We start from the raw sequence: 19,500 nt of genomic DNA, 5'->3' as shown, positions 1-19,500 counted from the left end.
TCACACAGCCTGTTGATGAAAATCAACTAACCGGCTAGCGGGTGCTTTTACCACATGACCCATAATCAATCCCGTTTGTTTGACGGCTTTATGCAACTGGTCAGCAAAATAGTAAGCAATCGATCCCACAAAATGAACCGGCCATTGAGCCGCTTCCGGAAAGCGCACAACGTAGGTTGACAGAAACAGTACGAACGCATCGGTCACCAGTTTGTCCACGTACGCATCGGTGATGTGTTCCGACAGGAAAGGCGTGAACGATGCGAAATACCGATTGGGGAACGGTTTTTGGTACGCGTTTTCCAAGAGCGTTGCCCGGTCGAGTGCGTATCGCTCTCGGAAGGCCTTTGTCAACGGGATGGGTAAGCGTTCCTGGAAAAAATCTCGGACCAGCGTTTTGCCCAGATACCCTCCGCTCCCCTCGTCGCCCAGCCAGAAGCCCAGCGTTTGACTACCGCGCGAAATCGCATTGCCATCGTAACAGCACGCATTCGATCCGGTGCCCAGAATGCAGACAATACCCCGCTCATGGCCCGCTGCGCCCCGTGCCGCACCCAGCATGTCGCTCTCGACATCAACAACAGTCAGGTTAGGTAATACCGCCCGAAGCGCATCGGCTACGATGTAGTTTACCGATGGCCCACTGCACCCGGCACCGTAGAAAAACACAGCTTTTATAGATGCTTCGTCCAGTTCAGGAAGCAGCTGAGCCCGTAGCGTGGTACTAATCTGTTCCGTCGTTTGATAATAGGGATTGAAACCATTCGTTTGAATAGCGCGGGTACTACCATCGGCACGAATAAGCCGCCAGTCGGTTTTGGTCGAGCCGCTATCAGCAATGAGCATACTGGTCATGTTCAGACTGTGTGATTTGTTGGCTAAGTTTTTGTGGAGAAAACCGTAGGCTATGCCAGAGCGGCTTACCGACCGGCGTATGACGACCCGTTAGACCAGTCGTCCAACGGCCGAAAATTTGGAAAACACCCAGTCAGCGTGGGGTGCATCGCGTAGTTCGTCGGTGAGGTCCTGCCCTGCCCAGTGTTCGTAATGCTTACCGTTTCGCCAAAGCCGTGAGGCCGAAACGTCGTAAATAATACCGGCATAAGCACACCAGATTTCATCACGATCGGTGCCATTACGAAGGGCCAGCTGTGCGCGGGAGTATTCTTTTAGTAAAACCGGATCAGTAGCCATTAATAATCCGTTAAGTCAAACCACGTGATTATTGAGGGTTTGAAAGTTGCGGGTGACAACAAAATTAGCGTAACTTTAGCCACTTCAGTTTATACACAACAATTTACAATGAAAAAGACTTCCCTCATCGCGTTTCTGTCGGCAACCTTGATTGTCGGTCTGTTGATGGGTTGCGGTGGTGACAAAACTCCGCCCGTTTCCGAGCGTATTGCCAAAGTCTGGACGGCCCGTTCTGTCAATGAAGATAGTCAAACGGTTTACACCAAAGGTGGAACCACCAACTCTCGGGACTATACCAGATTCCAGCTCGATCTGAGCAATCCGCCCACAGTTAAATACACCGACTACGATAATATTCAGGTCACCGGTCAATACTCTGTGCCGAGTGATACCCGACTTGTATTGAGCAACTTAAGCCCTGCTCCTTCGGGCACGGGAGGTACCATCGAGTTCACAATTAATTCAATTAGTGATTCGGAGCTGGTGTTAACCCGGAACACACCAAGTCAGAAAACAGGCAACACAACCAACAAGTATACCTTGTCGAATCCGTAAGGTTGGCAAACCATTTTTTCAGTTAAGCCGTTCCGTAGGTCAAGCGGAACGGCTTTTTTGGTTACCAGTCAACCGCAAACGACAGGGTCATTCAGCCACGTGGCTTTTGCCCTGCTACGCATCGGTTGGCTGTTACCGGTTCATTATTATGACTGATCTTACTACTATTGGCGAAATTGGCCTGATCGAACGTATTCGTCAGGCAACGCCCCCTCCCCTTCATTCAGAAACAGTGCAGGGCATTGGTGACGATGCAGCTGTTTTCGACTGGGGCAACGACTATGGCCTGCTGGCTACCGACATGCTTGTCGAAGGCATTCATTTCGATCTTGGGTATGTCCCGTTAAAACATCTTGGCTTCAAGGCCGTAGCCGTCAATGTGTCGGATATAGCGGCCATGAACGGGTTACCGGTCCAACTTACGGTATCGATTGGCCTGAGCAGCCGCTTTCCGGTCGAGGCCGTCGATGAACTGTACGAGGGCATCCGGGCAGCCTGTGCAGCCTATAACGTCGATCTGGTTGGTGGTGATACGACGGCTTCGCGGTCGGGACTGATCCTGTCGATTTCGGTGCTGGGCAAGGTGCCCAAAGACCTGGTTACGTATCGAAGCACGGCCCAGCCGAACGATGTGATCTGCGTCACGGGCGATTTGGGAGCGGCTTACCTCGGCCTTCAACTGCTGGAACGCGAAAAACAGGTTTTCCTGGCTGATCCGAATATGCAGCCCAACTTGTCTGAAGAACGGTCTTACCTGATCCAGCGTCAACTCCGGCCCGATGCCCGCACCGACATTGTTCACGAACTGCACGATTTAGGTATTCGACCTACGGCGATGATCGATGTGTCGGATGGGTTAGCGTCGGAGCTATTGCACATCTGCCGGCAATCGGGAACGGGCGCGGTAATTTTTGACGAGAATATCCCAATCGACGATCAGACTCACCTGGCCGCTGACGAATTTAGCATCAGTCCGGTAACCGCTGCCCTGAACGGAGGGGAGGATTACGAATTACTCTTCACCGTTCGTCCGCAAGAGTTCGATAAGCTGGCGAACAACGCCCGTATAACCGCCATTGGCTATCTGACCGCCGACCCAAAACAGATTATATTGGCCACGAAAGCCGGTCAGCAAACGCCGATCAGAGCGCAGGGCTGGGAAAACTTCATGAAGTAAGTAACTGGAAGACGGGGCTATATCCGTCTTCCAGTCGGTTGCTTTTGGTAACCTTGCTGGTTGTACCAACGTAGAGACAGTATATGCAAAAACGAGTAAAATTCGATTTCGAGATCTACTTCACTAATGGTGGAAGTCTGAAAGGTGACGATTTCAGACTCGATATTACTGGTGACGATATATCAGATCAGGAACTGATTGATTCGATCATTGCCGATCTGCGCTTACTTATGGTTGGCAAAACCCGAATTCTGAACAAAGAAATTCTGATAGAAGCCCATAAGCGAACTCCAGTAAACAGCGATGGCAAACGGAGTCGGTTGATCGACCTGAGCCATACGATTGAAGACGGACTTGTTACGTACAAAGGTTTACCCGCGCCCATAGTCTGCGACTACCTGAGCCGTGAAACCTCACGTCAGTTTTATGAGGAGGGGACCGAATTTCAGATCGGAAAGATTGAGATGGTTACCAATACCGGTACGTATCTGGACTGCCCTTTTCATCGGTATGAGCAGGGAAAAGACCTGTCTGACGTGGAGCTGGATGCGTTTACCGATCTGGAAGGTATTGTCATTCACGTACCCCATACGGAAACGCTAGCCGTCAGCGAAGCGCATTTACGAAACTACGAGATCAGAAATCGCGCCGTTCTGATTCATACGGGATGGGCTGACTTCTGGAATACCGAAACCTACTATGAAAATCACCCGTTTCTAACGGCTGATGCGGCCACTTACCTGCGTGATTGTGGTGTCAAACTCGTTGGAATTGACTCACATAACATCGATGACACACGGGGTAGACATCGTCCGGTCCATACGATACTGCTGGGGGCGGAAATTCTGATCGTTGAGCACTTATGCAATTTATCAGCCCTGCCAACCGACGGTTTTATGTTCAGCGCCACCCCGCCTAAGTTCAAGGGGGTGGGTACCTTCCCCGTTCGGGCACTGGCCAAAGTCGGTTGACATACACCTTTCAGCCGCTCGGTTACCGGAGAAAACAATCTTTTTTGCCAAGTTTACATTGGATAGCAACCGAATACATTAAAACTAGATTGTTCCATGCGCTACGGAGGTATTGCACTCGTTGCCTTTCTGATTCAGCACTGGGTATACGCCCAGTCCCCTACGTTAGCGGTTAAGTCGGTTGCTCCTTCGGTTTACGTTCATACCTCTTATAACACGTATAACGGTCAATTATTCCCGTCAAATGGTCTGATCGTTAATACGAAAGAAGGAGTCGTGTTGATCGATACGCCCTGGGATACGGCTCAGACACGGCAACTGATCAACTGGGTTCGTGTTAACTTGAAGCGTTCAGTCGTCCTTACCCTTGTTACGCACTCCCACGAAGATCGATTGGCGGGCACGGAACTGCTGAGAAACCACGGAGCACGGGTAATTAGTACACCCTTGACCGCTAAACTAGCCAAAGAACAGGGAGCACCGATACCAGATGCCATCTTACCAAACGATACGACGTTCTCGATCGGTGGCACACCTATCGAAACCTACTTTCCCGGCGCAGGCCATGCGCCCGATAACATTGTTGTGTGGTTACCTGAACAGAAACTGCTTTTTGGTGGCTGCTTCGTAAAAAGTGTCGAAGCCAGTAGTTTAGGCAATATTGCCGATGCCAATTTGACCGCCTGGCCTGCATCGATCCGTCGCGTACAGAAACGCTACCCGAAGGCTAGCCTGATCATACCGGGACACCAGAGTTGGACGACAACAGCGTCATCGAATGCGCTTCCGTTCGGTCATCCGGCCCTACAACGTACCCTAAATCTCCTCGAACGAAAAGGCGGTTAATCAGCGTATCAGCGTACCCGAACCAGTTTCAGGTAGCAGTTGCCATCGCATTTGGGTTTGAGGAACAGCGTATCCTTCTGAAACGCGACGCCCTGCCGAAAGTACTGGTTAGCCCCGTTGGTGCTAACGTATAAATTGACACCCAAACCATCCTGGCTTGTTGAGTCGACGCGAAAATACTTGGTCGAGCTGTAGTAGGTCATTTCGTCGCCACTGGCTGTTAGCTTACCGTCGGAAGCAAACGTGAGCGTTTGTCGGGGATTGCTGCTGTAGGTACGTTTGGCAAAGAAAGACGTGTCGCGGGGAACAAGCGTTGAGTCTAAGACAACGCGCACCTGTTGCTTGTCGACAATAACAACGCCGTACGTATAATTTTTGGCATACAGCACCGAATCTTTGGGGTACTGCCGCTCCCGAAGCTGCCAGGTGCCCGCAATTCGCTGATCACCGGGAGCGGGTGAGAATTCCTGGTACGACCCTTTACAGTCGGCGAGAAAACCAACCAGCGATAGGCAGATAACGAAGGGTAGTAAATTTTTTTTCACAAGTCAGTCGGTAGTTCGGAAAACTAACGAAAGCACTTTCGATCTGATTGCCCGGATAGGCTAGTTTTTATCAGCCTGATCGGTGTAGTCTACCAGCAAGCATACAGAAAAGAGCGATGTCAACTGGCTAAGCCGGTATCAACATCGCTCTTTCCGTAGTTAGTGATTAGACGAAATGATTGCCCCGTTCTTTCGCGTCGGAAACGAACGCTTTCACTTTCTGCTCGTCTTCTTTCCGGCAGATCATCAGCACGTTGTCGTATTCCGCTACGATGAAGCCATCCAGCCCGTTGATTGCCACCAGCCGATCTTTAGGCGTTTTGATAATGCAGTTTTTTGTATCGTACAGTAACACATGCCCGTCGATCACGTTGAAGTCGTCGTTCTTGTCGGACACTTCGTACAATGACTTCCAGGTACCCAGATCTGACCAACCAAAATCGCTCAGAACGACATACACGTTTTCCGCCTTTTCCATGACACCGTTATCAATTGAGATGCTCCCGGTGAGCGAGTACGCTTTGTCGATGAACGCAGCTTCGGCGTCGGTATAGTAAGCACCTTTACCTTCCTCAAAAATCTCGGCGACTTCGGGGAGGTATTTTTCGAACGCTTTGATGATAGATTGTACGTTCCAGACGAAAATACCCGCGTTCCACACAAATTCGCCACTTTCCACAAACTGTCTAGCCAGTTCAAGATGTGGTTTTTCGGTAAAGGTCTTTACTTTCTTAATCGTTTTATCCGACTCGGGAATGTACTGAATGTAGCCATAACCCGTATCAGGCCGGCTGGGCTGAATACCAAGCGTTACCAGAATGTCCTGACTTTGCGTTGCGTCCAGCGCGGTACGGATTGTCCGCTGAAACTCTTCTTCTTTCAGGATAATATGATCGGCGGGTGCCACCACAATATTGGCTTCCGGGTCCTTCTGGGCAATTTTATAACACGCGTAGGCAATACAGGGGGCTGTATTCCGGGCGATTGGTTCGCACAAGACCTGATCGTCGGTTAGCTGTGGCAACTGCTGCTGACACAAATCCTTGTATAACGAACTGGTAACGATAAAGATATTTTCGGGTGGACAGACGCCATCGAAACGGTCGGCTGTCTGCTGAAGCAATGTCCGGCCAGTGCCCAGAACATCGTGGAACTGCTTAGGATAACTGGTTCGGCTAAAGGGCCAGAAACGCGTTCCGACACCCCCTGCCATAATGATAACGTAGGTATGGTTCATTGATAATAATCTTGATAGAATAGAGGGTACTGTGACAAAGTTGCTACTATCTTACCTAAAAAAATCCGAATAGTTTAGGATTCTTAGTGAATGAGAAGCAGCGACCTATAGTCGACAAACAAAAATAATCGGATAAACAGCTAATCCGCTATCCATACGATCATTTTTGTTACTCAACCTCATTTTTTCTTAACTACCAATCACCACCGACAGCCCGTAAAAGTGCTACGGCATATTGTGTTTCTTGGCTTCTGAGTTGCACCAACTGTTGTTCTGTCGTCAATATAGTACGCTGTGCATCAAGCACTTCCAGATACGTTGCCAGACCACGCAAATACAATTCGCGGTTATATTGCTCGGTACGACGGGCCAGCGTCAGCGTTTGTCCCTGCAAATCAATTTGCTGCCGTAAAATCGTCAAATTATCTAAAGCCGTTTCGGCATCACGCTGAGCCAGTTGCAACGCCTGCTGATAGGTCTGCTGGTTCGTCTGCACCAGTTGCCGGGAGAGTGCCGTATTCTGACGTGCCCGATGGCCCTCGTACAAAGGCACCGATGCGTTGACGCCAACAATGTACGTGGCACTACTGGGGGTGAACCACGGACCGATCCGGCCCGACAATAGCCCAGCCGATCCAACCAGTGTTACTCTTGGCAACGTGCTGGCTTGTTGAAGTGTGACCTGCGCAGTCGCTATCTGATTCTGACGCGTGAACTGTAATAAATCCGGGCGACGCTGAAGTTGATCAATCTGCACAGCGGCATATGGGTAACTTGGTACCGTAGCTGGCAGCGTTCCTACCGGGACCGAAAACTGCGATGGGTCCTGCGCACACAATTGAGCCAGTCCATTGACGAGTTCCGTACGACCCCGCTCAAGTCCTTTAAGTGTCACCTGTAACGTAGCATAGTCCGTTTCGGCGCGTTGTACATCAATCTGGTTGATCAGACCAACGCGGAAACGTTCGCGAATGATGGATAACGTCGTATCGCGGGATTGGATATTCCGGCGAAAAACGGCCTGCTCTGCGTCATTTCCACGAATCAGCAAATACGTCCGGGCAATGTCCGAAGCCAGCGTAAGCCGAAACGACTGGTAGTCGGCATCACTGGCCTGCGCCTGTAAATCGGCCACGGCAATGCTGCTCCGAATCCGTTTAAACAAGTCAACTTCGTAACTGGCATCGATTGGCAGAAGCTGGAACGTGTTCAGTTGAAAACGTGGCAGTTGATCGGCCTGATTAGGCACAGATAGCGGGCGACGTTCCGATAGGCTCTGCGTTGTCACCAGCAGCGAACTCCGCAGCGAGGGCGACAAGAACGACTGGGCAATTTTAACCCGGATGCGGGATTCTTCCAGGCGACTAAGCGCAGCTTTCAGGTTAGGGCTGTTATCCAACCCTAACTGGATAAACGATTCGAGCACCGGATCGCCGAAGCGCTTAAAGCCAGTAATGGTCAATGCCGGAACCGGCGCATTCGGATCGGGGGCACCAACTGACGATGTTGTTACGCCACCAGCCGCTCCGTTTACGGGTGCCTGCGGTTGAACCGAACCCGTTGCTCCAGCTGGTGCGGCACTCGGCTGAACCGTTACGCCCCCGCCGGGTGCGTTGAGTGGGGTCGTCTGCGCGTTTACGATTGACCAACAAATCGGTGTGCTGACCACAGCCAACAATACACTATAAATAATACGTTTCTTCATCGTTGCGCTACAGTTTTTTCAGCGACAGGTTTACGAAAGCGGACTTTCTGTCCATCACGCAGCCGGTCATTTGGGTTGGTCACGACACGCTCCAGGCCGGTTAGCCCGCTAGACGCTTCGAGAGTGGTGCCAAAATCCCGACCCAGTGTGATGGGAACAAATCGTACACGCTGATCTGCTTCGACGACCACGACGCGAGCGCCTTCCGCTGTCATTTGCAGGGCATTAGCCGGAATGAGAATGGGCGAATTCGCTGCAATCATGTTAAATTTCACTTGGTTGTACAGTCCCGACGGCAATTCCTGCTTTGGGTTCGGAATCGCTACTTCGGCCAGCAAGGTACGCGAATCGCTCCGCAGTGTTCCCGATGTCCGAACGACTTTACCCGCAAAAATGCGATTTTTTAGCTCCGGAATAACGACCGTTGCCGGCATACCAACCTTCACGGAGCGATAATAAGTTTGCGGCACATCCACAAATACCCGCAACATACCCAGCTCGGAAATCGTGAACAGGGGCTGTCCGGAACCCGGTGAAACCAATGTACCATTCTCAGCCGTCCGCGCCGTGATCACCCCCGTAAATGGAGCCCGCACCTGCTGTAAATCTTTTAATGCCTGTAAACGACCCAGTGCAGCCTGCGCAACCGCTACTGCCGACTGTCGGGTATCGATATCCTGCTTAGCCACCGCGCCCGGCAGTTGAACGCTCTTCAGGCGATCCAGATTTGTCTGGGCCAGTTGCTGATCGGCTTTCGCCCGCATGATGTCCTGATCAAGTTCGGGGGCGTCAATAGTTGCCAGCACCTGCCCCTGCTTGACCTGCGCGCCAATATCCACGTACCAGCGACGCAGAAATCCCTGTGTCCGCGCGTAGAGTGGCGTTTGACGATACGGCTGAATCTGGCCGGGCAGCGTGAGACCTGTCGTATCAGATGAATGCTTGAGCGACACGACGTTAACAATCGGTTCGCGGTTTCGCTCCTCGGTGGCCGCAGCTTTTAGCTCCTGGCTGTTCCTGATGCGGGGCAGTACCCCCGCAAAGACAAACAGCGCGATCAACAGCAGCAAGGGAATAATCACTCGTAGTGCTTTCATACAGGTTGATTGATAGGTACTTGTGTCAAGCGTTCTACGGTTACTACGGCGTCCTTATTGAGCGGGCCATAGAGGTGCGGAAAACGTTCGTTATTGGTCGAAACCTCGTATTTCAATTCGTTCACCAGACGGTCGGGGTCAACGTGTAGCAGCAGTAAATCCGGTACGTTCCGATAATACCGATCCAACACGCCGTTGACCTGGTTGCTGGTCGATAAATGGATAAACCCTTCTGTCCGTAGACTATCGGCTTCGTACATCGACGCTGTTTCGTACGTCGCCCAGACCGAAGCCGGAACAACATGATAAAGTAAGCTCATTCGCAGGCTTCTAAAGGTTAACTGACTTTCGTGGTTTTGCGGACCAGATAGCTAAAGACTACAGGCACGAATAGCAACGTTGTAAACGTAGCCAGAATCAATCCACCGATCACGGCCCGACCCAATGGCGCATTTTGCTCTCCGCCTTCGCCGATACCCAGCGACATGGGCAACATCCCGATAATCATGGCAATGGCAGTCATCAGAATGGGCCGAAGCCGCGTCCGACCCGCTTCCAGAGCCGCAGCATAGGCGCTACCACCTACTTCGGGCAAATGATCCTTGGCAAAACTAACCAACAAAATACTATTCGCCGTGGCAACGCCCACGCTCATAATCGCCCCCATCAGCGACGGGATACTGAACGTAGTCCCGGTCAGGAACAGCATCCAGACCATGCCGCACAACGCACCCGGCAGAGCGGTGATGATGATGAACGGATACCGGAACGACTGGAAATTAACAACCATAAGCAGATAGACCAGCAAGGCGGCAAAGACGATCCCTAACCCAAGTCGGCTGAAGGCGCTTTCCATACTTTCGACCTGTCCCCGAAGCGTAATGGTATTGCCGGGTTTAAGCTGGGTTTTGTAGTCGGCGGTGAGTTTTTCCAAGGCCTTCGCTACCGAACCCAGGTCCGTTTTTTCGACCGACGCGTAGACATCGTAGCTTGGCTGCGTGTTTACCCGGTTGATGATGACCGGCGCGGTAGTGCGCTTCACCGTCGTAACGTTGCTCAAAAGTTGGGGGGTAACCTGACCGGGTACGATGGGCGTACGAAGCAGCTTATCGTACGAATCCAGTTTATAAGGGGGTGTTTGTACTGCGATCAAGTAAGGAAATCCCGTGTTTGGATCGGGCCAGAAGTTCGGGCGGGTCTGCCCCGTACCGCTCAAGGAAATGTTCAGGTTCGACGCGATGCGTTGCTCGGTCAGACCAAATTGCCCGGCCCGTTCGCGGTCAACATCCAGGAACAGTTCGGGCGCGTCCAGCACCTGATGCAGATGTACATCGACAGCGCCAGGAATCTGAGCGATTTTATCGCGCATATCGCGAGCAACTTTTAAATTATTCGCCCGGTCGAACCCCGACACTTGCACGTCGATGGCAGAGGTCAGACCAAAATTCAGGATCTGGCTAACGATATCAGCAGGCAAAAAGAAATACGTAACATCGGGCATTTCGTCCCGCAAACGCGCCCGTATCTCCCGCACGTAGTCGTCAGTGGGCCGCGACCGTTCTTCGCTGAGCGAAATCAAGAGTTCGGCGTCCGACGCACCGACCGATGAGTTGTCCGTAAAGATGAAATTATAGCGTTCGGAAGTCAGCCCGATGTTGCTGATAATCGAGCCGACTTCCTCTTCAGGAATCACGGACCGAACGATTTCGGCGGTTTGGGCCGCTGCCTGCTCCGCCGATTCCAGTCGGGTACCAGCCGGTGCCCGTAAATGCAATTTGATTTGTCCGGCGTCAACCCTCGGGAAGAAATCCCGACCCACAAACGGCACCAGCACCAGCGTGAACGCCACTACTACCAGAAACAATACCAGCACCGCCCGGCGGTGGTTAAGCACCCATTCCAGCGCGCCCATGTACCGGGTCTGAAACCGATCGAAACCGCGGTTGAATCCGTTGTAGATTTGCCCGAAGAATGACGCTCGTTTCTGAGTTCCGTGCGCGTTGCTTTCCGCACCGTGCGTTTCCCCGCGTAGCATCAGATCAGCCAGCGCCGGAACCAGCGTCCGCGAAAGCACATACGATGCCAGCATGGCGAACACAACGGCCTCCGCCAGCGGACCAAACAGGAACCGGGCCGGACCTTCGAGAAAAAGTACCGACGTAAATACGATACAGATCGTCAGCGTCGACACGAGCGTTGGCGTGGCAATCTGCTGTGCCCCTTCCAGAATCGCCTGCCGCAGCGGCATGCCCAGTTCTTCGTTCCGGTGAATGTTCTCAATCGTCACCGTCGCGTCATCCACCAGGATACCGATAGCAAGCGCCAGTCCACCCAATGTCTGGATATTCAATGTTTCGCCCAGCAGGTAGAGCGTAATCAGCGACGCCAGAATGGATAACGGAATCGAAATAGCAACAATGAGTGTGCTCCGCCAGCTGCCCAGAAATAGCAGAATCATAGCCGCCGTTAGCAAAGCCGCGATCAGGCCCTCAACCAGTACACCCTTGATCGATGCCCGAACGAAAACCGACTGATCGAACAGTTCCTGAATCCGTAGATTCGACGGGGCCGCAGCCCGAACCGTGGGTAGTATCTGGTTCCGGATTTTATCGACAATCTCGGTGGTAGACGCATTACCCGTCTTCACAATGCTCATCAGAACGCCTTTACTACCGTCCTGCTTCACGATATTGGCCTGTACCGCCGATCCATCGTGCACGTTGGCAACGTCACGCATGTGTACGGTCGATCCACCCACATTCTTGATCGGCACGTCATTCAGGGTCGTAATGACATCGGGCTTGGAGTTCAGCCGGACGTTGTATTCGCGCTCGCCCAACCGCAGCGAACCGCTCGGCAGGGTCAGGTTCTGATTGGCCACGGCACTCAGCACTTCTTCGGGCGTAACGTTGTACGCAACCAGTTGATCCGGCTCCAGATCGACCATAATCTGGCGGGTCTTACCGCCGAAGGCCTGCGACAACCGGCTTCCCGGTACCGTCGAAATCTGGGGCCGCACGCGCGTTTGGGCATAGTCGGTAATCTGAGGTTCCGTCAGGCTATCGGACGAAAGTCCCAGTTGCAATACCGGAACGTCGGTGGCATTGTAGCGAACTATAAGGGGCGGTTGCGTGCCCGGCGGCATCCGAACCAGAATCGTTTGCGAAATGGCCGTAACCTGCGCAATGGCTTCTTCGATCTTAACGGTCGGCTGGAAATAGATTTTTAGGACAGCGGTGCCGTTATACGTTTGTGATTCGAGCCGCTGAATGTCACTAACGTTGTTGATGATAGACGTTTCGGAGAAGTTCGTAATCATCTTCTCCATTTCGTTGGTCGACAGACCGGTGTAGCCCCACAGTACGGATACGACCGGAATGTTGATCTTGGGAAAAATGTCGGTCGGCATTTGCGTAACCGACAGCCCGCCCATGATCATGATCAGCAACGCCATCACGGCAATGGTGTATTTCTTCTCTAGTGCTAAGCGAACAATCCACATGATGAGGCTGGCAAATAAGGAACAAACACCGAATCAAGCGTTACTCGATCGGATAATGAACTCAAAAGTAGCCGCTTACCCTATGTTAAAACAGGTAGGTTTGGTAGATTCACTGGTAAAAAATGCAGATTCCTGAAATTAGGTCTACCCTAAATACCATTTATTCAGACTATGCGGCAATTGCGTAGCGCTGTTCGCGGTAAGCACGCGGTGTTATGCCGGTTATACTCTTGAAAAATTTAGTGAAGTTCGAGGGGTCGTCAAAGTGCAGCTGATACCCGATTTCGGCTACGGTCAGGTCGGTATTCCGGATCAGGTTCTGAGCCTCGAAAGCTGTTCTTTCGCGAATATGCTGGAGTGCCGTTTTACCCGTATATTTTTTGAGAATATCGCTTAGGTAATGCGGATGAACGTGTAATCGATCGGCGGCTTCATGAACAGTCAAGACAAGGGGTGTCTCCTGATTCGGGTCCGGCAAATAATACATTTGCAGTAAACTCTGGAAGCGTTCGACCAACGATACGGGCTGCGAGTATTCAATGGCCGAAAGCGTTTCCCGGTATATGTGCCGACTTTTGATCAGCAACGCCTGCAACAGATGATACACCAGATCCAGCCGATCGGCTTTAGCGCGGGTTGGGTGACCTAACTCCGCAGCAATGAGCGCAAACTGCGAGTAGAGTTCGTTTGTCTCCTCGGGTGCAATGTGAATCAACGGTTGTGAACCCTTCCGATAAAAAGGGTACTCACGCATGGGATCAGTCAACACCGACCGTTTGGCGACGTATTCTGAGGTAAACATCGCTACATAACCACGCCACTGATTCTGTTTGTGAATGGCCCGAACCGTCCAGGGTCGCAGGAAATACAACGTTCCCGGCTGAATCTGATACGGTACGCCGTCCAGATGGATTGTGCCTGTACCTTCGGTCACGATAGCGGCTACGTAGGTACTGCTCCGGAAAGGGGGTATCGTTTCGCCCGGTCCACCAAATTGCTCGAACGGGAAAATACCGAAACACCGATTTGTCGCATCAATCGACTTTACCACTTTCAAGAAATCGGGCAAATTGTCGTAGTAAGGAATCGGTTGATTTTCCACAGCGGCTGAATAAAAAAACAGACACAACAAACCCGTAGCAGGCACCCAGTACAAGTACCGGAGTATTACTACTTAAGAACGAAAGAGCCGTTGAGTAAAATTGAACAAAAACAAGATAGTAGCAAGCAACCCTTTTCACTTCTAGCTTACTGTCAGGCAATTTAGTCGTATTACGCTAAAAAACCGAATGAACCCTATTGACTTATTTAAAGAATAAATTTACCGCCTATTGATTAGTTTACGATGCGCGTCATGCGTCAACAAATGGATTTATAGCGATACAGTCTACGGTTCACTCCTGCTTCTGCGTTAGCACCATCGCCCCGGCCAATAGGACAAGACACCTTTGTATCAGAATTCGTCGTAATTTTACGGCCACAACGAAAACTGATTCTGGTCATGCCAAAGGCAAAAATGAATACCGACAAGGGAACAATGCTGATCGAATTCTTCGACAAAGACGCCCCTAAAGCGGTAACTAATTTTATAACGCTTGCAAAAAAAGGATTTTATAACGGTATCACCTTTCACCGTGTTATTCCTAACTTCATGATTCAGGGCGGTGACCCAACCGGCACGGGCGCTGGTGGACCAGGTTATACGATTGATTGCGAACTAACCGGCGACAACCAATACCACGATAAGGGTGTGTTATCCATGGCGCACCGTGGTCGTAACACGGGTGGTTCACAGTTCTTCATTTGTCATAATCGCGAGAATACGCAACACCTTGACCGGAACCATACCGTTTTCGGGAAAGTTGTGGAGGGTCTGGACGTGATCGATCAGATTCGGCAGGGCGACAAAATCACCAGCATTGAGGTACTCGAAGACGAGCAAGCCTAAATCAATGAGTTCAACAAAAAGGGGATGCTCTGCGCAGAGCGTCCCCTTTTTGTTGTGAAAAGAACGAAACACCGTTCAGCGAGCGGCCATAGCTACGAATAGCTTGGCGTTTTACGCGAAAAGAATCCCACGATGGCCAACACAACGGCAACAACAGCACCCGCCCCGGCCACTAATGGTAGTTGGCCGTTTTCCTGCTGTTCTACAGCGATGGCCACATACGCCCACGCAAACACCAGGATGTAAGCCACGCTCCGATACCGATTAAATACAATAGCGCCGACAACCAGACCAACGATCAGGATAGAAACGGCCCAGGTTTGTTCGCTGAGGCCCATCAGGCTAAAATCCGTCGCTTTCAGAAAAACCGCCACGTTCAGGATAGTAGCCACCGTCAGCCAACCGAAGTAGATCGAAAAGGGGATTCGGGCAATCCAGGTCTCAGTAGCCGATGCTGGTAATTCCGGCAACGTCGCGTCGGGATCAGTCGACAGGAAGGGAACGTGTGGTCGAGCGAGCAATCGCTGCTTAATGACAACCAGCGAAAACAACATAACCAGAATAACGACTAAGGCCAGTCCGATGCGTTCATTGTTGAACAGGGGGCTCCAGATCGCATTACAGAACGCATTCAGCACAACCCACCAGCCAACGGCCCGAAAGCGTGGGTTCGTCCGTTGCGCGGCTGTAGCCTGATAAATGGCAAACGCCAGAAGGCCCAGAAAGATAATTCCCCAGATAGAGAACGCGTACCCGGCGGGGGTGATCAGTGTATGGTATTTAGCGGATATATTGGCATTCGTGCGTCCCCCGAAAGCACCTGTATTAGACAAGTAATTCATCACGATCAGCGCTATAATGCTGAAAACGACGAGAAATTGACGGACTTTATCGTTCATGGCGGTAGAATGGTTTAACTAGCTAAAAGGGTAATTGAGAAACGTGTCAAATTGTTATGACAGCGGATTCTCAATTACCCTTTCAGCAGCTTACCTGATCGCCAATCTACAATTCCAGAATCTTGATTTCTGTTCGGCGATTGCGCTGATGTTCTTCCTCGGTCTTTGCGTTTTTAACGACAAGCTGGGTTTCACCATAGCCTTTGGCGACCAATCGATCAGCCGATATTCCCTGAGATACGATGTAATCAACAGCGGCCTTCGCCCGGTTCTGAGATAGCTTCATGTTATAGGCATCGGATGAACGGGTATCCGTGTGCGAACTCAGTTCGAGTTTGAGCGTTGGGTTATCCTTCAGAATGACAACGATCTTATCGAGTTCCGGCGAGGCATCGGCCCGGATGTTGTATTTATCCAGATCGTAATAAATATTTTCGAGTACGAACGTCTTGTTGAGCACTGACCGATCCAGCAGAATGGCTACGTTGAAGGTCGTATCCGTTTCGGGCTTGGTCAGGAAGATCTCAGGAATGCTCTTGCCCTGCATCGTGAACTGCTCGCGACGCGTCAGGTAGCCTTTACGTTCGGCCAGAATGGTGTAGTCTTTCCCCTCCACCAAAGGGTATTTGCCAAATGTTCCTGGTTGGCCCGTTGTCACCTCTGCAATGGGCTGTCCCGTGGCATCGTCCAGAATTCGGACACGCGCCGAATCAAGCGGAGCGACCGGCGTTTCATTAGCCGATACCGTTCCAGCCAGGAAGTAGCGAACTCGTTTAGGACCGCCACGCTTGTTCTGCACAATGGTCGTCGTGTCTGCCGCCGGGCCTTCCTGGAAGAAATAAATATCGTCGTCACCTTTGCCACCAGCTCGGTTCGACGCCAGGAATCCTTTTTCCGGAGCCGTATAGATCAGGCCAAAATCGTCGGCGGGCGAGTTAATGGGTTGACCCATATTTTCGACGCGCGTAACTCCACCCGAACGGGTAGCTACGAAAACATCCAGTTTACCAAGTCCCGGATGACCATCCGACGCAAAGTACAGTTTCGCATCCGGACCAACGTACGGGAACATTTCGTCGCCGGGCGTATTGATATCACGGCCCATGTTCACCGGGCGGCTGAACCGTCCCGATGCGTCAATACTGGTCCGGTACAGATCGATACCACCCGCACCACCCGCGCGATTGGACGCGAAATAGAGCGTTTTACCATCCGCCGAGAAGGCAGGTGAACCATCCCAGGCCGTTGAATCACTGATCGGTAACCGTAGCGGCTGACTCCAATTGTTATTATCGCCCAAACGGCTTATGTACAGATCAACGTCCAGACCACCTTTGCGTTTGCCGTTGTTGCCGCGAGCCAGAATCATCGTTTTTCCGTCTTTCGAGAAAGCCGGTGTTCCTTCGTTCACGTCGCTCTGAAACACATTTTGGCTGAACTGTTCAGGACGGTCCGTCGGTACTGTGCTACCCGTCTCGTCCGGGTTTTGGTTCAGCTTGGTTTTGTACAGACCCAGCATTGGCAGACCATTGTTTTTGTAAACCTGATCTTTTCGCGACGCCGTAAATACCAGTTCCTCACCCCGCACGACGGGCGCAAATTCCGTTCCGGGCGAGTTAAGGTTGCTCATGTTCTTGAGCGTAATGAGCGACTTGTTTTTCGCAATGGCGTCGATCGCTTTCAGCGTTTCGATTTCGCGTTTGGCCTTATCGAGTGTAGACTTAGCGGTGGTTCGGGGCGCATTGGCAACGTACTGCTGCAATTGCTCCAGCGCAGCGGGATAATTTCCCTGCGATTTCAGCGCATACGCGTAGTTGAAACGTGCTTCGGGCTCCGTCGTGTTAGCTTCGACGGCTTTCTGGTAGAACGGAACAGCCTCGCCAAATCGGTTCGACAGGCGGTAGGATTCGGCCACGTAGTAATTCAGTCGAGCCGGCTCAATATTTCCTTTGGCTGCCTTCTCAAACTGGGTCAGGGCTAAATTATATTCCCCGGCGTCGTAGTGACGAACGCCTTTTTTGTACGCCTGCATGGCCGAGTTGCAGCCCGCTAGTCCGGTAGCTAAACCCACGGCTACCAGCAAAACAGACAACGTATTGATTCTCATATAAATAATAAAAGCAGAGGCATTTTTACGCCCAAGATAGGCAAATTTGGACGAGTCTTACTTTTAACGAATACAATGCCGATTTATTGAAGATTGTTCAAGAACGAAAATCATTGGTTGCGGCTCGGGCAAGTTACAAAACGTTACCAGTAAATTACCAGCCCGAACGTATTTATGTGTTACTGACTATCACTACCCCTTATGCCCACTTACGTAGTTGCCATTGATCAGGGCACAACCAGCACCCGCTGCATCGTGTTCGACCGGCAGGGCCAGATTGTATCGCTGGCTCAGAAAGAACACAAACAGATTTATCCCCAACCCGGCTGGGTCGAACACGACCCGGAAGAGATCTGGCGCAACACGCAGGAAGTCATTGCACTAGCCCGCATCAAGGCCAAGCTCGCAGCCCACGACATCGTAGCCGTCGGTATCACGAACCAGCGCGAAACGACCGTTGTCTGGAATCGCCGAACCGGCAAACCCTACTACAATGCCATTGTCTGGCAGGACATGCGCACCGCCGATCTGGTCATCGAATTTGCGGCTACGGGTGGACAGGATCGCTTTCGTCCCCAAACGGGCCTCCCACTGGCAACTTATTTCAGCGGGCTAAAACTCAAATGGCTGCTGGATAACGTACCGGGCTTGCGGGAAGATGCCGAACGGGGCGATGCGATTTTCGGGAACATGGACACCTTCGTTGTCTGGCACCTGACGGGCGGCATTGACGGTGGTCAGCACATTACCGACGTAACGAACGCCAGCCGGACCCAGCTTATGAACTTGCGCACCCTGAACTGGGACGATGAATTACTGGATACCTTCACCGTTCCCCGCATCATGCTTCCCCGTATTCGGCCCAGCAGCGAGGTGTACGGAGCCGTTGTGTCGGAGGTGCTACCGGGTGTTCCGATTGCGGGTATTCTCGGTGACCAGCAGGCGGCTCTCGTCGGTCAGACCTGTTACGAACCAGGTCAGGCGAAGAACACTTACGGCACGGGTTGTTTTTTGCTGATGAACACCGGCACCGAGCTACGCGAATCGACGTACGGCTTGCTAACGACCGTGGCTTACCAGTTTCAGAACGAGCCGGTTCACTACGCGCTCGAAGGTAGCGTTGCTATCACGGGGGCGCTTGTTCAGTGGCTTCGTGATAACCTGGGCATCATCAAGAAAAGTACCGACATCGAAACGCTGGCCCGTTCGGTTGACGATAACGGCGGAGCTTATTTCGTACCAGCTTTTTCCGGCCTCTACGCACCCCACTGGAAAGCCGACGCCCGGGGTATCATAGCCGGTCTGACGCGCTTCGTCAACAAAGGACATCTGGCGAGGGCCGTTCTGGAAGCTACTGCGTATCAGACCGTTGATGTGGTGCGGGCGATGGAACAGGATGCCGGTGTATCGCTCAAATCACTGCGCGTGGATGGTGGAATGGTCGGCAATTCGTTGCTGATGCAGTTTCAGGCCGATGTGCTCAATGGCCCGGTTGTTTGTCCGCGCATGACCGAAACCACGGCGCTTGGTGCGGCTTACGCGGCTGGCCTAGCCGTTGGTTACTGGCAGAATCTGGATGACCTACGTCAGAATTGGGGTGTTGCCCGTACGTACGAATCGACGATGGAGGATGTGCAGCGGAAACGACTCATGCGCGGCTGGCAAAAGGCCATTGAGCGGTCGTTTGGCTGGGAAGAGTGATAGAAGGCGGAGTAGT

General features: G+C 51.9%; 17 protein-coding genes. 6 read left to right on the top strand and 11 right to left on the bottom strand.

The window, feature by feature from the left end:
- On the bottom strand, positions 1-855 hold the full coding sequence (locus GK091_RS16965; protein WP_164040975.1) for an N-acetylglucosamine kinase: 855 nt from the start codon (positions 853-855) through the stop codon (positions 1-3).
- Between the two features lie 90 nt (positions 856-945).
- Positions 946-1,194: a cytochrome b5 domain-containing protein gene (locus GK091_RS16960; protein ID WP_164040972.1), complete on the bottom strand. Its 249-nt coding sequence runs from the start codon at positions 1,192-1,194 to the stop codon at positions 946-948.
- A gap of 108 nt (positions 1,195-1,302) precedes the next feature.
- Between GK091_RS16960 and GK091_RS16955 the strand changes: the two genes are divergently transcribed.
- From GK091_RS16955 to bla, 4 genes are all read left to right on the top strand, one after another.
- Positions 1,303-1,749 (top strand): hypothetical protein, encoded by a 447-nt coding sequence (locus tag GK091_RS16955; protein WP_164040971.1) that lies wholly within the window; start codon positions 1,303-1,305, stop codon positions 1,747-1,749.
- A gap of 148 nt (positions 1,750-1,897) precedes the next feature.
- On the top strand, positions 1,898-2,926 hold the full coding sequence (thiL, locus tag GK091_RS16950) for a thiamine-phosphate kinase (protein WP_164040968.1): 1,029 nt from the start codon (positions 1,898-1,900) through the stop codon (positions 2,924-2,926).
- 83 nt (positions 2,927-3,009) lie between these two features.
- The gene (locus GK091_RS16945) at positions 3,010-3,897 is read left to right on the top strand and encodes a cyclase family protein (RefSeq protein ID WP_164040966.1); all 888 of its coding nucleotides are present in this window, start codon (positions 3,010-3,012) and stop codon (positions 3,895-3,897) included.
- A 96-nt stretch (positions 3,898-3,993) separates the two neighbouring features.
- Positions 3,994-4,743 (top strand): subclass B1 metallo-beta-lactamase, encoded by a 750-nt coding sequence (bla, locus tag GK091_RS16940; protein ID WP_164040964.1) that lies wholly within the window; start codon positions 3,994-3,996, stop codon positions 4,741-4,743.
- 8 nt (positions 4,744-4,751) lie between these two features.
- Here bla and GK091_RS16935 read toward each other — a convergent pair whose 3' ends face one another.
- From GK091_RS16935 to GK091_RS16905, 7 genes are all read right to left on the bottom strand, one after another.
- On the bottom strand, positions 4,752-5,288 hold the full coding sequence (locus GK091_RS16935; protein ID WP_164040962.1) for a hypothetical protein: 537 nt from the start codon (positions 5,286-5,288) through the stop codon (positions 4,752-4,754).
- 166 nt (positions 5,289-5,454) lie between these two features.
- On the bottom strand, positions 5,455-6,525 hold the full coding sequence (locus GK091_RS16930) for a mannose-1-phosphate guanylyltransferase (RefSeq protein WP_164040960.1): 1,071 nt from the start codon (positions 6,523-6,525) through the stop codon (positions 5,455-5,457).
- A gap of 193 nt (positions 6,526-6,718) precedes the next feature.
- Complete coding sequence (locus GK091_RS16925; RefSeq protein WP_164040958.1) at positions 6,719-8,230, bottom strand: TolC family protein; 1,512 nt, start codon at positions 8,228-8,230, stop codon at positions 6,719-6,721.
- Positions 8,227-9,327, bottom strand: coding sequence for an efflux RND transporter periplasmic adaptor subunit (locus tag GK091_RS16920; protein ID WP_164040955.1), 1,101 nt, complete (start codon positions 9,325-9,327; stop codon positions 8,227-8,229). Before GK091_RS16920 ends, GK091_RS16925 begins: the two co-directional genes overlap by 4 nt.
- Complete coding sequence (locus GK091_RS16915) at positions 9,324-9,647, bottom strand: DUF952 domain-containing protein (RefSeq protein WP_164040953.1); 324 nt, start codon at positions 9,645-9,647, stop codon at positions 9,324-9,326. Before GK091_RS16915 ends, GK091_RS16920 begins: the two co-directional genes overlap by 4 nt.
- 17 nt (positions 9,648-9,664) lie before the next feature.
- Entirely contained in the window at positions 9,665-12,829 is a 3,165-nt protein-coding gene (locus GK091_RS16910; protein WP_164040951.1) for an efflux RND transporter permease subunit, read from the bottom strand.
- Positions 12,830-12,998: 169 nt separating this feature from the next.
- Complete coding sequence (locus GK091_RS16905) at positions 12,999-13,931, bottom strand: AraC family transcriptional regulator (protein ID WP_164040949.1); 933 nt, start codon at positions 13,929-13,931, stop codon at positions 12,999-13,001.
- Positions 13,932-14,330: 399 nt separating this feature from the next.
- On the opposite strand from GK091_RS16905, the gene GK091_RS16900 reads away from it, so the two are divergent.
- Entirely contained in the window at positions 14,331-14,777 is a 447-nt protein-coding gene (locus GK091_RS16900) for a peptidylprolyl isomerase (RefSeq protein ID WP_164040947.1), read from the top strand.
- Positions 14,778-14,869: 92 nt separating this feature from the next.
- On the opposite strand, the gene GK091_RS16895 is transcribed toward GK091_RS16900, so the two are convergent.
- Positions 14,870-15,676: a tryptophan-rich sensory protein gene (locus GK091_RS16895; RefSeq protein WP_164040944.1), complete on the bottom strand. Its 807-nt coding sequence runs from the start codon at positions 15,674-15,676 to the stop codon at positions 14,870-14,872.
- A 106-nt stretch (positions 15,677-15,782) separates the two neighbouring features.
- On the bottom strand, positions 15,783-17,783 hold the full coding sequence (locus tag GK091_RS16890) for an OmpA family protein (protein ID WP_164040943.1): 2,001 nt from the start codon (positions 17,781-17,783) through the stop codon (positions 15,783-15,785).
- A gap of 201 nt (positions 17,784-17,984) precedes the next feature.
- On the opposite strand from GK091_RS16890, the gene glpK reads away from it, so the two are divergent.
- A complete protein-coding gene (glpK, locus tag GK091_RS16885; RefSeq protein ID WP_164040941.1) occupies positions 17,985-19,484 on the top strand; it encodes a glycerol kinase GlpK in 1,500 nt (499 codons plus the stop codon).
- The last annotated feature ends 16 nt before the right edge of the window (positions 19,485-19,500 follow it).

The organism is Spirosoma agri (genome assembly GCF_010747415.1).
Taxonomy (GTDB): Bacteria; Bacteroidota; Bacteroidia; order Cytophagales; family Spirosomataceae; genus Spirosoma; species Spirosoma agri.
Note: the sequence above shows the minus strand (reverse complement) of the source record. Positions and strands in the feature narration are given on the sequence as shown.

Coding starts and splice junctions, on each gene's coding strand:
- GK091_RS16965 (WP_164040975.1), bottom strand. CDS start 855: ATGACCAGTATGCTCATTGCTGATAGCGGCTCGACCAAAACCGACTGG.
- GK091_RS16960 (WP_164040972.1), bottom strand. CDS start 1,194: ATGGCTACTGATCCGGTTTTACTAAAAGAATACTCCCGCGCACAGCTG.
- GK091_RS16955 (WP_164040971.1), top strand. CDS start 1,303: ATGAAAAAGACTTCCCTCATCGCGTTTCTGTCGGCAACCTTGATTGTC.
- thiL (WP_164040968.1), top strand. CDS start 1,898: ATGACTGATCTTACTACTATTGGCGAAATTGGCCTGATCGAACGTATT.
- GK091_RS16945 (WP_164040966.1), top strand. CDS start 3,010: ATGCAAAAACGAGTAAAATTCGATTTCGAGATCTACTTCACTAATGGT.
- bla (WP_164040964.1), top strand. CDS start 3,994: ATGCGCTACGGAGGTATTGCACTCGTTGCCTTTCTGATTCAGCACTGG.
- GK091_RS16930 (WP_164040960.1), bottom strand. CDS start 6,525: ATGAACCATACCTACGTTATCATTATGGCAGGGGGTGTCGGAACGCGT.
- GK091_RS16925 (WP_164040958.1), bottom strand. CDS start 8,230: ATGAAGAAACGTATTATTTATAGTGTATTGTTGGCTGTGGTCAGCACA.
- GK091_RS16920 (WP_164040955.1), bottom strand. CDS start 9,327: ATGAAAGCACTACGAGTGATTATTCCCTTGCTGCTGTTGATCGCGCTG.
- GK091_RS16915 (WP_164040953.1), bottom strand. CDS start 9,647: ATGAGCTTACTTTATCATGTTGTTCCGGCTTCGGTCTGGGCGACGTAC.
- GK091_RS16910 (WP_164040951.1), bottom strand. CDS start 12,829: ATGTGGATTGTTCGCTTAGCACTAGAGAAGAAATACACCATTGCCGTG.
- GK091_RS16900 (WP_164040947.1), top strand. CDS start 14,331: ATGCCAAAGGCAAAAATGAATACCGACAAGGGAACAATGCTGATCGAA.
- GK091_RS16895 (WP_164040944.1), bottom strand. CDS start 15,676: ATGAACGATAAAGTCCGTCAATTTCTCGTCGTTTTCAGCATTATAGCG.
- GK091_RS16890 (WP_164040943.1), bottom strand. CDS start 17,783: ATGAGAATCAATACGTTGTCTGTTTTGCTGGTAGCCGTGGGTTTAGCT.
- glpK (WP_164040941.1), top strand. CDS start 17,985: ATGCCCACTTACGTAGTTGCCATTGATCAGGGCACAACCAGCACCCGC.